Source organism: Halogeometricum sp. S3BR5-2 (assembly GCF_031624635.1).
In the GTDB taxonomy this organism is placed as follows: Archaea; Halobacteriota; Halobacteria; order Halobacteriales; family Haloferacaceae; genus Halogeometricum; species Halogeometricum luteum.
In genome coordinates, this window is sequence record NZ_JAMQOQ010000002.1 from 890,998 (window position 1) to 905,518 (window position 14,521).

At 68.7% G+C, this 14,521-nt stretch carries 17 protein-coding genes and 1 tRNA gene; 5 read left to right on the forward strand and 13 right to left on the reverse strand.

The features are described 5' to 3' along the window. Nucleotides 1–2: 2 nt before the first annotated feature. The 3 genes from NDI79_RS11180 to NDI79_RS11190 form a co-directional block, all read right to left on the reverse strand. Complete coding sequence (locus NDI79_RS11180) at nucleotides 3–404, reverse strand: tautomerase family protein (protein WP_310928539.1); 402 nt, start codon at nucleotides 402–404, stop codon at nucleotides 3–5. Continuing rightward, complete coding sequence (locus NDI79_RS11185) at nucleotides 404–892, reverse strand: DUF6789 family protein (RefSeq protein WP_310928540.1); 489 nt, start codon at nucleotides 890–892, stop codon at nucleotides 404–406. Before NDI79_RS11185 ends, NDI79_RS11180 begins: the two co-directional genes overlap by 1 nt. Before the next feature lie 107 nt (nucleotides 893–999). Further along, nucleotides 1,000–3,663 carry an AAA domain-containing protein gene (locus NDI79_RS11190; protein ID WP_310928541.1) on the reverse strand — a complete coding sequence of 888 codons (2,664 nt, stop codon included), beginning with the start codon at nucleotides 3,661–3,663 and terminating at the stop codon, nucleotides 1,000–1,002. Nucleotides 3,664–3,905: 242 nt separating this feature from the next. On the opposite strand from NDI79_RS11190, the gene NDI79_RS11195 reads away from it, so the two are divergent. From NDI79_RS11195 to NDI79_RS11210, 4 genes are all read left to right on the forward strand, one after another. Further along, nucleotides 3,906–4,466, forward strand: a complete 561-nt coding sequence (locus NDI79_RS11195) for a hypothetical protein (RefSeq protein ID WP_310928542.1) — start codon at nucleotides 3,906–3,908, stop codon at nucleotides 4,464–4,466. A gap of 73 nt (nucleotides 4,467–4,539) precedes the next feature. Beyond that, nucleotides 4,540–4,956 carry a nuclear transport factor 2 family protein gene (locus NDI79_RS11200; RefSeq protein ID WP_310928543.1) on the forward strand — a complete coding sequence of 139 codons (417 nt, stop codon included), beginning with the start codon at nucleotides 4,540–4,542 and terminating at the stop codon, nucleotides 4,954–4,956. After that, entirely contained in the window at nucleotides 4,957–5,196 is a 240-nt protein-coding gene (locus NDI79_RS11205; protein ID WP_310928544.1) for a hypothetical protein, read from the forward strand. It abuts the gene before it with no gap. Nucleotides 5,197–5,412: 216 nt separating this feature from the next. Next, nucleotides 5,413–7,815, forward strand: a complete 2,403-nt coding sequence (locus tag NDI79_RS11210) for a response regulator (RefSeq protein WP_310928545.1) — start codon at nucleotides 5,413–5,415, stop codon at nucleotides 7,813–7,815. 10 nt (nucleotides 7,816–7,825) lie between these two features. Here NDI79_RS11210 and NDI79_RS11215 read toward each other — a convergent pair whose 3' ends face one another. After that, entirely contained in the window at nucleotides 7,826–8,806 is a 981-nt protein-coding gene (locus NDI79_RS11215) for a zinc-dependent metalloprotease (RefSeq protein ID WP_310928546.1), read from the reverse strand. Nucleotides 8,807–8,943: 137 nt separating this feature from the next. Between NDI79_RS11215 and NDI79_RS11220 the strand changes: the two genes are divergently transcribed. After that, a complete protein-coding gene (locus NDI79_RS11220) occupies nucleotides 8,944–9,783 on the forward strand; it encodes a VOC family protein (protein ID WP_310928547.1) in 840 nt (279 codons plus the stop codon). Between the two features lie 72 nt (nucleotides 9,784–9,855). Here NDI79_RS11220 and rpsB read toward each other — a convergent pair whose 3' ends face one another. From rpsB to NDI79_RS11265, 9 genes are all read right to left on the reverse strand, one after another. Next, the gene (rpsB, locus tag NDI79_RS11225) at nucleotides 9,856–10,701 is read right to left on the reverse strand and encodes a 30S ribosomal protein S2 (protein ID WP_310928548.1); all 846 of its coding nucleotides are present in this window, start codon (nucleotides 10,699–10,701) and stop codon (nucleotides 9,856–9,858) included. Beyond that, nucleotides 10,698–11,903 carry a phosphopyruvate hydratase gene (eno, locus tag NDI79_RS11230; protein WP_310928549.1) on the reverse strand — a complete coding sequence of 402 codons (1,206 nt, stop codon included), beginning with the start codon at nucleotides 11,901–11,903 and terminating at the stop codon, nucleotides 10,698–10,700. Before eno ends, rpsB begins: the two co-directional genes overlap by 4 nt. Before the next feature lie 2 nt (nucleotides 11,904–11,905). Further along, nucleotides 11,906–12,085, reverse strand: a complete 180-nt coding sequence (locus NDI79_RS11235) for a DNA-directed RNA polymerase subunit K (RefSeq protein ID WP_310928732.1) — start codon at nucleotides 12,083–12,085, stop codon at nucleotides 11,906–11,908. Then, nucleotides 12,082–12,276 carry a DNA-directed RNA polymerase subunit N gene (locus NDI79_RS11240; RefSeq protein ID WP_310924053.1) on the reverse strand — a complete coding sequence of 65 codons (195 nt, stop codon included), beginning with the start codon at nucleotides 12,274–12,276 and terminating at the stop codon, nucleotides 12,082–12,084. Before NDI79_RS11240 ends, NDI79_RS11235 begins: the two co-directional genes overlap by 4 nt. 11 nt (nucleotides 12,277–12,287) lie before the next feature. After that, nucleotides 12,288–12,686 (reverse strand): 30S ribosomal protein S9, encoded by a 399-nt coding sequence (locus NDI79_RS11245; RefSeq protein ID WP_310924052.1) that lies wholly within the window; start codon nucleotides 12,684–12,686, stop codon nucleotides 12,288–12,290. Beyond that, nucleotides 12,680–13,117, reverse strand: a complete 438-nt coding sequence (locus NDI79_RS11250) for a 50S ribosomal protein L13 (protein WP_310928550.1) — start codon at nucleotides 13,115–13,117, stop codon at nucleotides 12,680–12,682. The genes NDI79_RS11245 and NDI79_RS11250 overlap by 7 nt, the downstream gene beginning before the upstream one ends. Next, on the reverse strand, nucleotides 13,114–13,464 hold the full coding sequence (locus NDI79_RS11255; protein ID WP_310924050.1) for a 50S ribosomal protein L18e: 351 nt from the start codon (nucleotides 13,462–13,464) through the stop codon (nucleotides 13,114–13,116). Before NDI79_RS11255 ends, NDI79_RS11250 begins: the two co-directional genes overlap by 4 nt. A 26-nt stretch (nucleotides 13,465–13,490) precedes the next feature. Next, nucleotides 13,491–13,575 (reverse strand) — tRNA-Leu (locus tag NDI79_RS11260). A 161-nt stretch (nucleotides 13,576–13,736) separates the two neighbouring features. Further along, nucleotides 13,737–14,519 carry a DNA-directed RNA polymerase subunit D gene (locus tag NDI79_RS11265; RefSeq protein WP_310928551.1) on the reverse strand — a complete coding sequence of 261 codons (783 nt, stop codon included), beginning with the start codon at nucleotides 14,517–14,519 and terminating at the stop codon, nucleotides 13,737–13,739. Nucleotides 14,520–14,521: the final 2 nt, after the last annotated feature.

The following is a 14,521-nucleotide window of genomic DNA, read 5'->3' on the forward strand; positions in this document are numbered from 1 at the left end:
ACTCAGTCGGAGTCGGACTCGGACTCGGACTCGCCCTCCGACCACTCCCCGCCCACCCGGTCGACGCCCATCAGTTCCTCGCCGGCGTGCTCGGTGAACGACACCTTCAGGTTCGCCTCGGGTATCGAGAACCGCTCGGCCGCCAGTTCCATCGCCGCCAGTGCGAACGACCGCTTGCGCTCGAACGACCGCCCCTCCCTGATATCGGCGCTCAGAAGACACAGCGGCCCCTCCTCGGCGCGACCCAAGGAGAGGTTCGCCGGGGGGTGCTCGCGTATCACCACGGCGACGTGCCCCGTCGTCGTCGCCATCTCCTCGGCGTACAGGTCGGTCACCGCCGCGGTGAACCGCTCTCTCTCCTCGGCGCTCGCCTCAACCGACGTGTCGAACTGGAGCAACGGCATCAGACGTCGTAGACCGGGATGGTCGCGTAGCGGCCGTAGACGGTGCCGAGGACGTAGCCGTAGCCGACGTGCGCGGCGAGCGTCAACAGGAGGTACAGCGCCAGCGTCAGACCGGTCTGCTCGGACCAGAAGGCGACGGCGAACCCGGTCCAGACGATGGCGTTGAAGACGGCGCCCTTCGTTCCCATGCTCTCGCCCGGCATGAACACCGCCAGCGAGGCGAACAGGAGCGGAATCGTCGTCATCCCGCCGCCGACGAAGATTACCGCGCCGAGCAGGAAGCTCTCGCCGAGTCCGACGATGCTCGCCAGACCGGCCACAGCCGAGAGTTCGAACGCCCCGAGCAGCCACGCGACGCCGAGAAGCGGGAGCATCACCGCCATCCCCGCGAGTCCGGCCGCCGCTCCCAGCGCCGCCTGTCTGATCCCGAGCAGTTGCCCCTGCGAGTCGGCCTCCGGTCGGGACATCGGCGTCTGTCTCCGCGACATATGGGAGGGTTTCGCACCCCACGAGGAAAAGCGTTCTCGCGCGGTCCGCGACGCCTTCACCGCCGTCGGACCGATGGCCCGACGAGGCTCGCACGTCTCCGACGCCCTCACCGCCGCGCCCAGTCGAGCATCCGCGCGTAGAAGGGGTCCGAGGCGAGGGCGTCGGCGTCGCCGACGAGGACGAGCGCCTTCTTCGCGCGCGTGAGGGCGACGTTGGTTCGGCGGTGGTCCTCGAAGATGGGGCCGTCGAGCGTCCCGGTGGCGACGAAGGAGACGAGAATCACCTCCTTCGAGGAGCCCTGAAAGCGGTCGACGGTGTCGACGGTGACGTCGGTCCGCTCGCTTATCTCCGCGACCTGCGCGCGGAACGGCGCGATGACGCCGATGTCGTCGGGGTCGACGCCGGCGGCGACGTAGGCGTCGACGAGTTCGGCCACCCGGTCGGCCTCTCTCGGGTTCGTGTTGCCGACGCGCGACCCGCCGGGGTCGACGAACGACACGGGGTCGCGGAGTACTTCTGGTAAATCGGACTCCGCGACGCCGAGGTCGGAGAGCCGTTGCGCGGCCACCTCGCCGCTCGCGGGCCTGAGCGCCCCGCCGTAGAACTCCGCCGAGGAGAACGCCTGGATGCGCTGGCTCATGCGGTACTGGCGGTCCAACATCACCGACGCCTCGGGGTAGCGGTCGACGAGTCGCTCGAACAGCGATTTCTGTAGGTCGTTCTCCGCCCGAACGACCGGCGGCAACTGCTGGTGGTCGCCGACGAGGACGAACCGGTCGGCGAGGTTGACGGCCGCGAGCGTACTGGGTTCGGTCAACTGCGACGCCTCGTCGACGAGGGCCACGTCGAAGGACTGCTCGCGCATCATCCGCGACCCGCAGGAGGAGGTAGTGGCGGCGACGACGGGCGCGCCGTTCAGTTCCGCCGCGCGGTCGTTCGGTTCGCCCGCCGTCTCCAGACGGAGGTCCATCATGTCCTCGCGGACGCCGTTCTCGGTGCCGACGCGGACGATTTCCGACACTCCCTGTTCGCGGAGGGCCTCCAGGGCGTTGTCGACGGCCCGGTTCGTGAACGCCGAGAGGAGGACCCGCTGACCGTCGTCGAGGAGGGCGCGGACGGTGCGCGCGATGGTGTGCGTCTTACCCGTCCCCGGCGGGCCGTGGACGAGGGCGGCGTCGTCGGCGTCGACGGCGAGTCGCACGGCCCGGTTCTGCGCCTCGTTGTTGTCGACGTACGTCTCGGCGCTGCGATTGGAGAACTCGGGGTCGCGCCGGCCGAACAGCACGTCCTTGCGCTCCTCCGAACCCTTCAGCAGGGCGTCGTGGACGGCGGTGAGCATCCGCGAGACGGATATCTCGGAGGGGTAGACGTCGAGACGGCGGAGTTCGACCGGTTCGTCCGCCGTGACGACCACCTCGTCGCCGAGTTCGCGGATGCGACAGAGTTCGGCGTGCCCGCCCACCGGGTCGCCGTCGCTGGCCAGGCAGATGTCGCCCTCGCGGAGTTTCGACACCGCGCCGTCGGGCCGCCGCGCACGGAGTTCCCAGCGGCCGCCCTCGATTTCGCGCTTGTCGAGGTAGTCCAGGTCGATGAGAGCCCTGTCGTCGTCGGCGCGTTCCTCGGCGGACTGCTCCCACAGTTTGCGGTACTCCTTGTGCGTCTCGCGTCGCTCCTCCTCGATGGCGCGGTAGAGCCGGTCGAAGTACTCGCGTTCGTCTTCGGGGAGCGATTTACCGATTTGGCCCGCCTTCGACTCCTGGTTCAGACGCCCGGAGACGACCATGCAGGTGTCCTGCTCGAAGCAGTACTCGCACTTCGCGTCGGCCTCGAACCCCGTCGGCACCGAGAAGTCGAACTCCATCGCGGCTATCTCGTTGCGCTTGCGGACGACGAAGTCGAGGAGGCCCTTCCCTATCGAGAACTCCTTCGCGGGCGAGAGGTCGCCGGACTCCTCGTTGCGTTCGAGGGCGGTGTTCTTGGTGTACAGAAGCGTCGCCGTGTCGGCGGGGACGCCGCGTTCGGCGAGGACGAGGGCGTACGCGGCGGCCTGAATCTTGTCCTGAAACCGCGGGTCGCGCTTGAGGTTCTTGCCCGTCTTCAACTCCACGGGCATCCCGCGCCGGAGGGCGTCCGCGCGCCCCTTGATTCCGAACGTCGGCGAGATGAGCGTGTACTCCGAGCGCCACCCGTCCTCTTCTGTGAGGGTCCCCTGCGCCAACCAGCCCTCGATGGCCGCCGCGTTGCGCCGCACCTCGTCTCGCACCTCCTCGGCGTCGTAGCCGAGGAGGCCGAGTTGCAGGCCCGCCTCGGCGACGCGTTCGTCGATAGAGTCTTCGAGGTCCCGCCCCCGCAACAGGTCGCCGAACACCTCGTGGACGACGGTCCCCTTCACGACGGGGTAGTTCAGCGGGATGCCCGAGAGTTTGTTCAGGTAGTACATCCGCGGGCACTGCACCCACGAGCGCACGTCCGTTACGTCGACGAGGAAGTCGGGTTCGAGGACGACGTACGACTCCTTCGAGGTGGAGTAGGTCGTCTCTCCCCGATACTCGGACTCCTCGGCGTCCGTAACGAGGAGGTCCATACCGGTCTCGGCGAGGTCGGCGGTGTGGGTCCACTTCCCCCAGAGCGTCATCCGAACGGTCGCGTCCGGCGCGTCGACGTCTCCCCCCTCGGGGCGGAGCGACATCTCCGCGAGCGACCGCGTCCCGTACTGCGTCTCCACTTCTCGTTCGTCGCCCACCTCGACGAGACGGCCGCGGAGGTTCACACCGAGTGGTCCGCGCCGGCGCGAAAAACGCTGTCGGTCGCGGGAATCGGGACGGAGGCGACGACGTGCGGAACGATTACGAGACGGACGACGACCGGCCGAACGACCGCTCCGGGTGGGATTGGAGGGGGCCGGGGGCTTCCGGGAGAGTCGGAGCACCCGTTCTACCGATGGTCGTCGTGCCGAACAGTAACGTCACAACCGGCACGCTCATCCGAACCGCCGTAGTACACGGCGAGTATATGCGCGTCAGGGACTGGAAGGACGTACTCTCGGACGTTACCGAGTCGGGCGCGGACCCCGACGGCTGGCGGGCGGTCGCCGGCCATCGAGAGGAGGGCCTCGGCGAGGAACTGTTCCTCGGACACCCGAGCGTCGGCGTCTACGAACTGAAGACGTACGCGAAGAACCCCTTGGAGGTCCGCGGCGTCGGGTCGCGCGTCGCCCGCCGAATCGACGACGACATCGAACCGCTGCTTCCCCGCCGCGGCGACGGCGGCGACGGCGGCCTCTTCGCCGTGCAGTCGCCGCCCGAGGACGACGAGCACGCGAAGTCGATGGCGACCCGACTCGAAGAGACCGTGAAGGTCCACGCCGAGGCGCCGACGACGCCGGAGGACTTCTTCACCGACCTGATGGACGCGGTGGACAGTCCGGCGTTCGGCCCGATGGAGTACGAGTTCGACGGCCGGCCCGACCGACTGGACGAGTTGACCGAGGAGTTCGCCGACGCCGACGCCCTGTTGAACGAGGACTTGGAGGATCTCGTCGACGAGGACGAGGTCGGCCGCGGGTTCCAGTAGCGGCGTCCGAGCGTCGTCGCCGCCCGCGGCGCGGAACCGTGTTTTCAAATCCCCTCGCGCCGACGTGTCGAACATGAGCGCACGGGCGACCGTCGAGGACTACTACGAGGCCCTCCGCCGCGGAGAGCCGCTGTACCCCTACTTCGCGGAATCCGAATCGGTGACGAAGTTCGGGGTGGGCGAGACGCTCGTCGGCTACGACGCGGTCGCCGAGGGACTCCGCGAACAGACCCGGACGACGACGGACTGGACCGTCGAGAGCGGCGACCTGCGGGTCGTCGAACGCGACGACCACGCCGCCTTCGCCGACGACGTCCGGATGGCGTGGACCGACACGGAGGCGGGCGAAGACCGGTCGTTCGAGACGCGGTGGAGCGGGACGCTCGAACGGCGGCCGACCGACGACGACCCGGACGCCGACCCCGAGACCGACGAGTGGGTGTTCCTCGGGATGCACGTGAGCGTCGCGCACGACACGGAGGACGGCTGAATGGTCGGGCCGAGCATGAGCGAGGAGGAACGGGCCACCGCGAGCAGTCGGCTGAAGGTCGGGTTCGTCCTCCTCGTCGCCGTCTCGGGCGCGCTGGTCGCCTTCCAGTCCGGCGGCTCTCCCGTCCTCGTCGGCGGCGGGTTCCTCGCCGGACTGCTCGTCGGTCTGATCCTCATCTTCTTTCTCGTCCGCTGGTGGGCCGACTTCCTGGCGACGACGAACCGCGGCCGCAGTCGGTGAGCGCGGGGCGCCGTCGGCCGAATCGGAGTCGCTCGCGGGGGTTTCGGGACGAACGTTTATCCGACAGCCACCGGAAGCCCCGGAGGACGAACGCGGGTCGGCCGGACGCCGCGACCCGTCCCGACGCCGAAGACACCAACCAATGACACCGAACCGATGTGGCCGGACCGCCGCGTCCGAGAGCGCGGGAAGGCCGGCCCCCGAGGGGACCGACCGATGAACGAGTTCGCGGGCGTCTCGTCGCCGTCGACCGACCGAATTCGAGTCCTCCACGTCGACGACGCGCCGGACCTGAGCGAACTGGTCGCGGCGTTCCTCGAACGGACGGACGACCGGTTGACGGTGGAGACGGCGACGAACGTGGGCGAGGCGCTCGACCGACTCGCCGAGGAGGCGTTCGACTGCGTCGTCTCCGACTACGAGATGCCGGAACGGACCGGAATCGACCTCCTCGAAACCATCCGGACGACCCGGCCGGACCTTCCCTTCATCCTCTACACCGGGCGGGGGTCCGAGGAGGTGGCCAGCGAGGCCATCACGGCCGGCGCGACGGACTACCTCCAGAAGGAGAGGGGGACCGACCACTACGCCGTCTTGGCGAACCGAATCGTGAACGTGGTCGAACGAGAGCGCGCGCGGGCCTCGATAGACGAGATACAGCATCTGTTCTCCGAACTCGTCGACCGCACCGACGACGTGCTCTGGTTGTTCTCGGGCGACTGGCGCGAGGCGGTGTTCGTCACGACCTCTTACGAGGACGTCTACGGACAGTCGCGAGCGGCGCTTCGGGAGGACCCCAGCGCGTTCCTCGACGCGGTGCATCCCGAGGACCGGGCGCGGGTCGAGCGGGCGATGAGGGGCCTCTCGAACGGCCGGCCGGTCGACATCGAGTACCGCGTCAACGAGGCCGAGGGCTACGAGCGCTACGTGTGGGTCAAGGGCGAACCGATAACCGACGCCGACGGCCGGGTGACGCACGTCGGCGGGTCGACGCGCGACATCACGCGCCGTCGGACCCGCGAGGCCGAACTCGCCCGCGCGGAGCGCCAGTACGAGGCGGTGTTCGAGGACCCGAACGTCCTCGTGGGACTGCTCACCCCCGACGGGACCGTTCTCGACGTCAACCGGACGGCCATGGAGTACGTCGACGCCGACCGCGAGGCGGTACTCGGCGCGCCGTTCCGCGAGACGCCGTGGTGGGGCGACGACGACTCCCTCCGCGACGACGTCCAGCGGTGGGTCGACCGTGCGGCGTCGGGCGAGTACGTCCCGTTCGAGGCGGAAATCGTCGGCTCCGGCGGGAATCGCATCGTCAGCGGCGTGTTCAGACCGGTGACGGACGACGACGGCGAGGTGACCGAGATAATCGTCTCCGACCGCGACATCACCGACCGCCGGACGCGCGAACGCGTCCTCCGGGAGATGTACGAGATAACCGCCGACCCCGCGCTCCCCTTCGAGGAGCGCATTCGGAAGCTTCTCGCACTCGGCCGCGCGCAACTCGGAGTCAGATACGGGACGCTGTCGCGGATTCGGGGCGAGGAGTACCGCTTCGAGGTGGTCGACGCGGCCGACGACAGCATCCGCGAGGGGGACGTCGTACCGGTGTCGGCGACCAACTGCGAGATAGCCGCCGCGACCGAGGAGACGCTCGTTCTCGAAGACGTCGCGCGCGACGCGCCGGAGGAGACGGACCGGGCCGGCTTCGCCGAGTGGGGCATCTCCTGTTACCTCGGTACCCCCGTTTTCGTCGACGACGGCGTCTACGGGACGTTCTGCTTCTACGACACGGAAGCCAGGAGCGAGCCGTTCTCGGAGTGGGAAGTCACGCTCGTGGACCTGATGAGCCGCTGGGTGAGTTCGGAGCTCCAGCGCCGGCGGGCGAGCGAGCGGTTACAGCGGCAGAACGAGCGACTGGGTCGGTTCACGTCTATCGTCTCGCACGACCTGCGGAACCCGCTGAGCGTGGCGATGGGGTCGGTCGAACTGGCCGCGCAGACCGAGGACCTGAGTCACTTGGCGCCCGCGCGGCGCGCCCTCCGACGGATGAACGGGCTCATCGACGACCTGCTCGTACTGGCGCGGTCGGGTGACACCATCGACGACCTCTCCGCCGTCGAACTCGACTCGGTCGTCGAGCGGTCGTGGGCGAACGTCCCGACAGCCGACGCGACGCTGCGAGTCGAGACCGAGCGGCGGATTCGCGCCGACGAGGCGCGACTCCGGCAACTGTTCGAGAACCTCCTCCGGAACGCTGTCGAACACGGTTCGACAGGCCACCGGACGAGGTCCGGTGACGCCGTGGAACACGGCTCCAGAGGCGAACAGACGGAAGCGGAGTCCGGGAGTGACGACCGACCGGTGACCGTCTCAGTCGGCGACCTGACCGACGGCTTCTACGTGGCCGACGACGGACCGGGGATTCCGCCGGAGAACCGCGAGCGCGTGTTCGAGAACGGCTACTCGACGGACCGGGACGGAACCGGGTACGGGCTCGCAATCGTCGGCGAGATAGCCGACGCGCACGGCTGGGCGGTTCGCGTGACCGAGAGCGACTCGGGCGGCGCGCGGTTCGAGGTCACGGGCGTCGACATCGTCGACGTCGTCGACGCCGAGTGAGCCGCGCGTCTCAGAGCCGCGATTCGGGGTTCACTCGGGCGACCCACTTCCACGGGTTCTCCAACTCCTCTTCGGTCGGGAGGTTCTCCGGGCGCTCCCACACCGTCGAGGCGGCGGCGACGCCCCGTTCGTCCGCGACGGTCTCGAAGAACTTCGCGCCGCGTTCGTACTGGCGGCGCTTCATCCCGAGGCCGAGGAGGCGGCGCGCGAGGCGAGCGACGGGACCGCCGCCCTTGCGTCGGGCGTCGAGTTTCTCCCGCAGGTCCTCGTACTCCTCGTCGAACGCGCGGTCCATCAGCAGTTCCGCGTACCCCTCGACGGCCGTCATCGCGGTGTCGAGGTCCGAGAACGCCTCGCGGTCGAACTCCCCGTCCGCGAGGGCGTCGAGGCCGTCCTGCATCCGGCTTTCGAGGTGGTCGGAGAGCCACGGAGCGGCGCCGAACTCGGCGGCGTGGGACACCTCGTGAAAGGCGATCCAGCGCCGGAATCGGGCGAAGTCGACGTCCAGCGACTCCGACGCGGCGACGATGTTCGGGTGGACGAAGTAGAGGCCGTGCTCCTCGTCGCCCTCGGCGAGGAGGAGGGGGTCGTACTGCCCGAGAACGTTCTTGCCGAGGAACGACAGCATGAACGCCATCGTCCCGGTGTTGACCACGCGGGTGACGCCGGGGAGGGTGACGCGGCTCTGCTCCTCGATGGGTCGCATCACGCGCTCGAACGTCCGGATGTTCGCGTCGATCCAGTGGTGACGGCTCTGCACTTCGACGGTGTCGGGGAGGTCGAACTCGACGTCGCCCACGTCGCGGAGGCGGCGGCGGGCGTCTCGCACGTCCGTCGCGTACCCCTCGCGGTCGGCCTCGGAGAGCGTGAGGTCGCCGGGGTCGGTCACGTTCTTCGCGGCGTCGGCGACGGCGACCCAGTCGATGGCGCCGGTTCCGGTGCCGTCGCCCGAAGCGGTCGCGACCGCGTGGACGCTACGGAGGATATCCATACAGGACGGTAGAGGTGGGGAGACAAAACCCTTGTTCTGGCGGCCTGCACCGCGGCACGCCGGTCTGAAGGCCGACGCCGGCGTCTCCCGACGGTCCCTCCTCCCCGTTTATGCGCGCTCGGGTCGACGTGCGACCGATGCTCACCATCGACCACGTCGCCTTCGCCGGCCTCGACTTGGACGACCTGCGCGCGGTCGCCGAAACCGTCGGCCTCCCCACAACATACGGCGGCCCGCACGGAACCGGAACGACGCACATGGCCGTCGTCGGTCTCCCCGACGGCTCCTACCTCGAACTCGTCGCCCCGACGGAGGGCACCGACCCCGCCGACGCCGGGTTCTGGCCCGCCCACCTCGCCGCGGACGCCGGCCCCGCCGGGTGGTGTCTCGACGCCTCCGACGCGGCGAAGTCGGCGAAGTCCGCCATCGACCGCGGCGTCCGCGTCGACGGCCCGCACGAGGCCTCGCGCACCCGCCCCGACGGGACGCGCGTCGAGTGGGACATGTGCTTCGAGGGCCCCGACGGCGACGAACGCCTCCCGTTCGTCGTCGCCGACCGGACGCCCCGGTCCTACCGGACGACGCCCGACCCCGACCTCCGCGACTCACCGCTTCTCGGCACCGCCGCCGTCGTCCTCGCCGTCGAGGACGCCGACGCCTCGGTGGACCTCCTGGCCCGCCGCCACCGCCTGCCGACGCCCGTCGACGCCGACGGCCCGTTCGACCGCCTGCGCGTCTGTCCGGGGGCGCCGGTCGCCCTCGCGGAGGCGGGGACGGACGGAGCGCTCCGGGAGCGAATCGAGACGGTCGGCGAGGGGCCGTGCGCGTACCTCCTCGGCGTCGACGACTTCGAGGCGGCCCGCGAGCGCTTCTCGCTCGGCGACCCGTTCGCGTTCGGACAGACGCGCAGGCGGGCGGCGTGGTTCGACCACGAGCGATTCGCGGGGCGACTCGGCGTCGTCGAGCGGTCGGACTGAGCGGTCGCTCGGCGTCGTCGCTCGCCGGCGAGAGAAAGGAAAACCGTCGCGTCGGTCGAAAGCGGGGTCGAGTTAGACTTCGGCCTCGAAGTCTTCCAGCGCGTACACCTGATCGGTGCCGCGGCGGTCGAGCGTCTCGTTGGCGAGGAGCCAGTAGACGACCGACAGGGCGCGTCGACCCTTGTTGTTCGTCGGGACGACGAGGTCGACGTTCGAGGTCTGGTTGTTCGAGTCGCACATGGCGATGACCGGGATGCCGACCGTGATGGCCTCCTTGACCGCCTGCGCGTCGCCGATGGGGTCGGTGACGACGACCACGTCGGGTTCGATGTAGCCGGCGTAGTCGGGGTTCGTCAGCGTGCCCGGGATGAACCGACCCGTGCGGGCGCGGGCGCCGACGGCGTCGGCGAACTTCTTGGCCGGGAACCGACCGTACTGGCGCGAACTCGTGACCAGAATCTGCTCGGGGTCGTAGTTCGCGAGGAAGTCCGCGGCGGTGCGGATGCGCGAGTCCGTCTGGCTCACGTCGAGGACGTACAGACCGTCGTCGCGGACGCGGTGGATGAACCGCTCCATGTCCTTCGTCTTCTGCTGCGTCCCGATGTGGACCCCGGCGCCGAGGTAGTCCTCGACGGGGATGAGGAGGTCGGCCTCCTCGTCCGGCATGACGTCCTCGTCGAACGCCGGCCCGGTTTCTTCCTCGTCTTCCTCGAGCGTTTCGGCCTCGGCCTCGTCCTCGTCCGCCGCCGGAGCCTCCTCGGTTTCGGCTTCGGCGTCGGCTTCGGCTTCTTCGGCCTCGGCGACTTCTTCTTCGGTCGTCTCGGCCTCGGTCGTCTCGGCGGCGTCGGCGTCGGCGTCTTCGGCCTCCGCGACGTCCTCGTCGACGACTTCGACCGCTTCGTTGTCGTTGTCTGTCATACTGCGTCGTCCGCGATGCGGATGAGTTCGTTCAGTTTGGCGGTTCGCTCGCCCTGCACCGCCCCCGTCTTGATGAAGGCGGCGTCGGTGGCGACGGCGAGGTGTGCGATGGTAGTGTCCTCCGTCTCGCCGGAACGGTGCGAGATGACCGCGTCGTAACCGTTCCGGACGGCGAGTTCGACGGCGTCGAAGGCGTCCGAGAGGGTGCCGATCTGGTTCGGCTTGATGAGGATGGAGTTGGCGGCGCCCACGTCGATGCCGTCCTGCAGGCGTTCGACGTTGGTGACGAACAGGTCGTCGCCGCAGATGAGCGTCTGCTCGCCCACCCGTTCCGTTAGCTCCGCGAAGCCCTCGTAATCGTTCTCGTCGAGGGGGTCCTCGACGTAGACGAGGTCGTACTCGTGGACCATCTCGGCGACGTAGTCGACCATCTCGTCGGTCGACTTCACCTCGTCGCCGAAGACGTAGCCGCCCTCCTCCTCGTCGTACAGTTCGGCCGCGGCGATGTCGAGGCCGAACCCGATCTCGAAGCCGAGGTCGTCCTCCACGTCGGAGACGGCCTCGTCGACCACCTCGAACGCCTCGGCGTCCGAGATGGGCGGCGCCCACGCGCCCTCGTCGCCCTTCGCGGCGGGGACGTCGCGGTCGTCGAGTATCTCGGAGATGCGGTCGTGGACCGCGGCGTTGGCGAAGACGGCCTCGGAGACGCTCGGCGCCCCGACGGGCGCGGAGAGGAACTCCTGGATGTGCGTGGCCTCCTTCGCGTGTTCGCCGCCGCCGACGACGTTGCCGAGCGGCGTCGGGAAGTTCTCGCCGCGGAACGCGCCGCCGAGGTGCTGGTACAGGGGCGCGCCCAACACGTCGGCGCCGGCCTTCCCGGCCGCCATCGAGATGGCGACGGCGCTGTTGGCGCCGATTTCCGAGAAGTTGTCCGTCCCGTCGGCGGCGCGCAGGGCCCCGTCGACCTCGCGCTGGTTGCCCGCGTACACCTCGTCGACGAGGCGCGGGATGGCGTGGCGTCGGGCGGCCGCGATGGCCTCCGACGGCGGGAGTTCGATAGCCTCGTACTCGCCGGTGCTCGCGCCGCTTGGCGCGGCCGCGCGGCCGAAGCCGCCCGACTCGGTGAGTACGTCCGCCTCGACGGTCGGGTTGCCCCGGGAGTCGAGGACGCGTCGGAGTCTAACGTCGGTGATGAGTGTCATGTTCACTTACCCTCTCGCTTGACCGTGAACGGCAACACGCCGGCGTCGTACTCCTCGGCCGCGATGAGGATGGGTTCGCTCTGGTCCGTGTCGAGGAGGACCGGCGCCCCGTACGACACCTGCAGCGCTCGCGCGCCGAGGATGCGTGCCTTCTCGTATCGGTTGTAGCGCTGTTGCATTATTGGTACGGTGCCACCACGTCCACGAGGTCTTTGTGCGAGACCATCATGCGCCGACAGCAGTGGCGCTCGACGCCGAGTTCGTCGAGGACCTCGGCGGGGTCTTCGTCACCCTCGCGGGCGCGGGCCTTGAACTCGTCCCAGTGTTCACCGACGACGTTGCCGCACGTGAAACACCGGACGGGAATCATCATGGTTGGATCACCTAACGGTAGGACTTCTGGTAGCGCGCTCTCGCGCCCGGTCCGCCCCACTTCTTCGACTCGGACTGGCGAACGTCGTTCACCAGGAGCGAGCGGTCGAAGTCCATGTAGGCGTCGCGGAGTTCCGCGTCGTTGAGATGCTGCACCAGACCGCGCGCGATGGCCGTGCGCGTCGCGTCCGCCTGCCCGGCGAAGCCGCCGCCGGACACGGTGACGTCGATGTCGACCTGCGAACGGAGGTCCTCGCCGGCGATGCGGAACGGTTCCAGCATCTTCAGGCGGGCCATCTCCGGTTCGGTCAGTTCGACCGGTCGGGAGTTGATACGGACGCGGCCCTCGCCCTCGCTCACGGTGGCGCGGGCGATGGCCGTCTTCTTCTTTCCGGACGTGTTCGTTACCATGTGACGTTAGCACCCAGTTTCTCGGAGACCTCTCCGAGCGAGATGAACTTGATGTTCGAGAGGCGGTCCAGCGAAGTGCCGTCGACGACGTCGCCGTCCTCGTCGAACGGGTTGCCGACGTAGACGCGGACGTTCGAGAGCGCTTCGCGGCCCTCGTCGGTCTTGTACGGCACCATCCCGCGGACGGCGCGCTTGAAGATGCGGTCCGGCCGCTTGGGGTAGTACGGACCCTGGTCGGAGCCGACGTCCACGCGCTTGCGGTAGACGCCCATCACGTCGTCTTCCGAGCCCGTAATGACGGTGTCCTCGGCGTTGACGATGGCGACCTTCTCGCCGGCGAGCGCCTTCTGAGCGACCTCGCTGGCGACGCGACCCATGATACAGTTCCGCGCGTCGACGACCACGTCGGCGTCGAACTCTGCGAGACTCATCGGATCACCCGTACGTCGGAGCCCTCGGGGTTCTGTTCTGCGATCTGTTCGAGCGTCACCGTCGAACCGACCTGCTCGATCTTCTTGCGGGCCGACGACGAAAAGTCGACAGCCGCGACGGTGACGTTCTTCTCCAGCACACCGCTGCCCAGCACTTTGCCGGGGACGATGACCGTCTCGTCTTCCTTGGCGTACCGTTCGATACGACCGAGGTTGACCTCTGCGTGGGTGCGCCGGGGCTTCTCCAGACGGTCCGCGACGTCCTGCCACACGTTGGCTCCGGAGTCGCGCGAGGCCGCCTTTAGCTCGGCGATGAGACTGTTGAGTCTCGGGTTAGTCTTACTCATTGTCTATCTGTTGAGAGAAAACGGAGTGCAGGGAGCAGGATTCGAACCTGCGGACCCCTATGGGACGGCGCCCTGAACGCCGCGCCGTTGACCAGACTTGGCTATCCCTGCGCGCACTCCGACGTACTGCGTGCCCCTTCAAACCAGTTTCGGTCCGACGGTTCCCTGCGAGCCGTTGTCGCGGCTCCGCGACCGTCAGGGCGGCCGGTCGGGCGACTCTCGCGGCGGGCGCGGCGAGTCGTCGTCGGGTGTGGTGAGGGGCAGTCATGGTTCTATATCGCGACTTTCTCTTCGAGTTCGGCCGCGCGGTCCGAGATGCTCTCGACGGCGCGGCGAACGAGTTCCTCGACGGTGAACGACCCGTCCGTCTCCACGTGGAAGACGAACGCGCCGGGGACGTCGTGGACTTCGACCTCCTTTCCGGGGTACCGCTTCGTGAGGTCGTTGTCGAACGCCTCGGTGGGGACGAGGTCGCCGTTCTGCGCGCCCTCGTCGGCGGCGTGTTCGGCCGCCTGCTCCTCGATGACGCCGCGCAGGATGTTCGGTTCCTGCTCGTCGAACTCGCTGGCGTCGCCGACGACCTCCACGCGGTGGAGATGTCGGTAGCCGACGGCCACGCCGCCTTGATGCTTGGCGTGTTCCTTCCCGCGCCCGAGGACGGCGTCGGCCTCCAGTTCGAGGCGTTGACCCTCCTTCAGTTCGATGATGGGCACGTTCTGGTCGGCCGGTTGGACGAGTCCGTCGGACGTCTCGATGTCGCCCGAGTAGGCCGTCGCCGGCCCCTCGACGTCGAGGGCGAGGGTGACGACGTCACCCTCCTCGAAGTCGTCCAGGTCGGTCGTCAGCGGAACGAGGCCGAGGCGCAGACCGATCATCTCGTCGAACATGACCGAGGAGTTCTCGACGAACCGGACGGTGTCGACGCTGAACGTCGGCACGTCCGCGATCATCGCCCGGCGGATGCCGTTGGCGACCGCGGGGGTCATCCCGCGGACGAGGAAGCGAGCCTTCCGGTCGTCGCGTTCGATGAACTCGACCTCGAAATCTTCTGCCATGG

Excerpts from the sequence above, each read along its gene's own strand:
- NDI79_RS11180 (WP_310928539.1), bottom strand. The coding sequence starts at position 404 with ATGCCGTTGCTCCAGTTCGACACGTCGGTTGAGGCGAGCGCCGAGGAG.
- NDI79_RS11185 (WP_310928540.1), bottom strand. The coding sequence starts at position 892 with ATGTCGCGGAGACAGACGCCGATGTCCCGACCGGAGGCCGACTCGCAG.
- NDI79_RS11195 (WP_310928542.1), top strand. The coding sequence starts at position 3,906 with ATGCGCGTCAGGGACTGGAAGGACGTACTCTCGGACGTTACCGAGTCG.
- NDI79_RS11200 (WP_310928543.1), top strand. The coding sequence starts at position 4,540 with ATGAGCGCACGGGCGACCGTCGAGGACTACTACGAGGCCCTCCGCCGC.
- NDI79_RS11205 (WP_310928544.1), top strand. The coding sequence starts at position 4,957 with ATGGTCGGGCCGAGCATGAGCGAGGAGGAACGGGCCACCGCGAGCAGT.
- NDI79_RS11210 (WP_310928545.1), top strand. The coding sequence starts at position 5,413 with ATGAACGAGTTCGCGGGCGTCTCGTCGCCGTCGACCGACCGAATTCGA.
- NDI79_RS11215 (WP_310928546.1), bottom strand. The coding sequence starts at position 8,806 with ATGGATATCCTCCGTAGCGTCCACGCGGTCGCGACCGCTTCGGGCGAC.
- NDI79_RS11220 (WP_310928547.1), top strand. The coding sequence starts at position 8,944 with ATGCTCACCATCGACCACGTCGCCTTCGCCGGCCTCGACTTGGACGAC.
- rpsB (WP_310928548.1), bottom strand. The coding sequence starts at position 10,701 with ATGACAGACAACGACAACGAAGCGGTCGAAGTCGTCGACGAGGACGTC.
- eno (WP_310928549.1), bottom strand. The coding sequence starts at position 11,903 with ATGACACTCATCACCGACGTTAGACTCCGACGCGTCCTCGACTCCCGG.
- NDI79_RS11240 (WP_310924053.1), bottom strand. The coding sequence starts at position 12,276 with ATGATGATTCCCGTCCGGTGTTTCACGTGCGGCAACGTCGTCGGTGAA.
- NDI79_RS11245 (WP_310924052.1), bottom strand. The coding sequence starts at position 12,686 with ATGGTAACGAACACGTCCGGAAAGAAGAAGACGGCCATCGCCCGCGCC.
- NDI79_RS11250 (WP_310928550.1), bottom strand. The coding sequence starts at position 13,117 with ATGAGTCTCGCAGAGTTCGACGCCGACGTGGTCGTCGACGCGCGGAAC.
- NDI79_RS11255 (WP_310924050.1), bottom strand. The coding sequence starts at position 13,464 with ATGAGTAAGACTAACCCGAGACTCAACAGTCTCATCGCCGAGCTAAAG.
- NDI79_RS11265 (WP_310928551.1), bottom strand. The coding sequence starts at position 14,519 with ATGGCAGAAGATTTCGAGGTCGAGTTCATCGAACGCGACGACCGGAAG.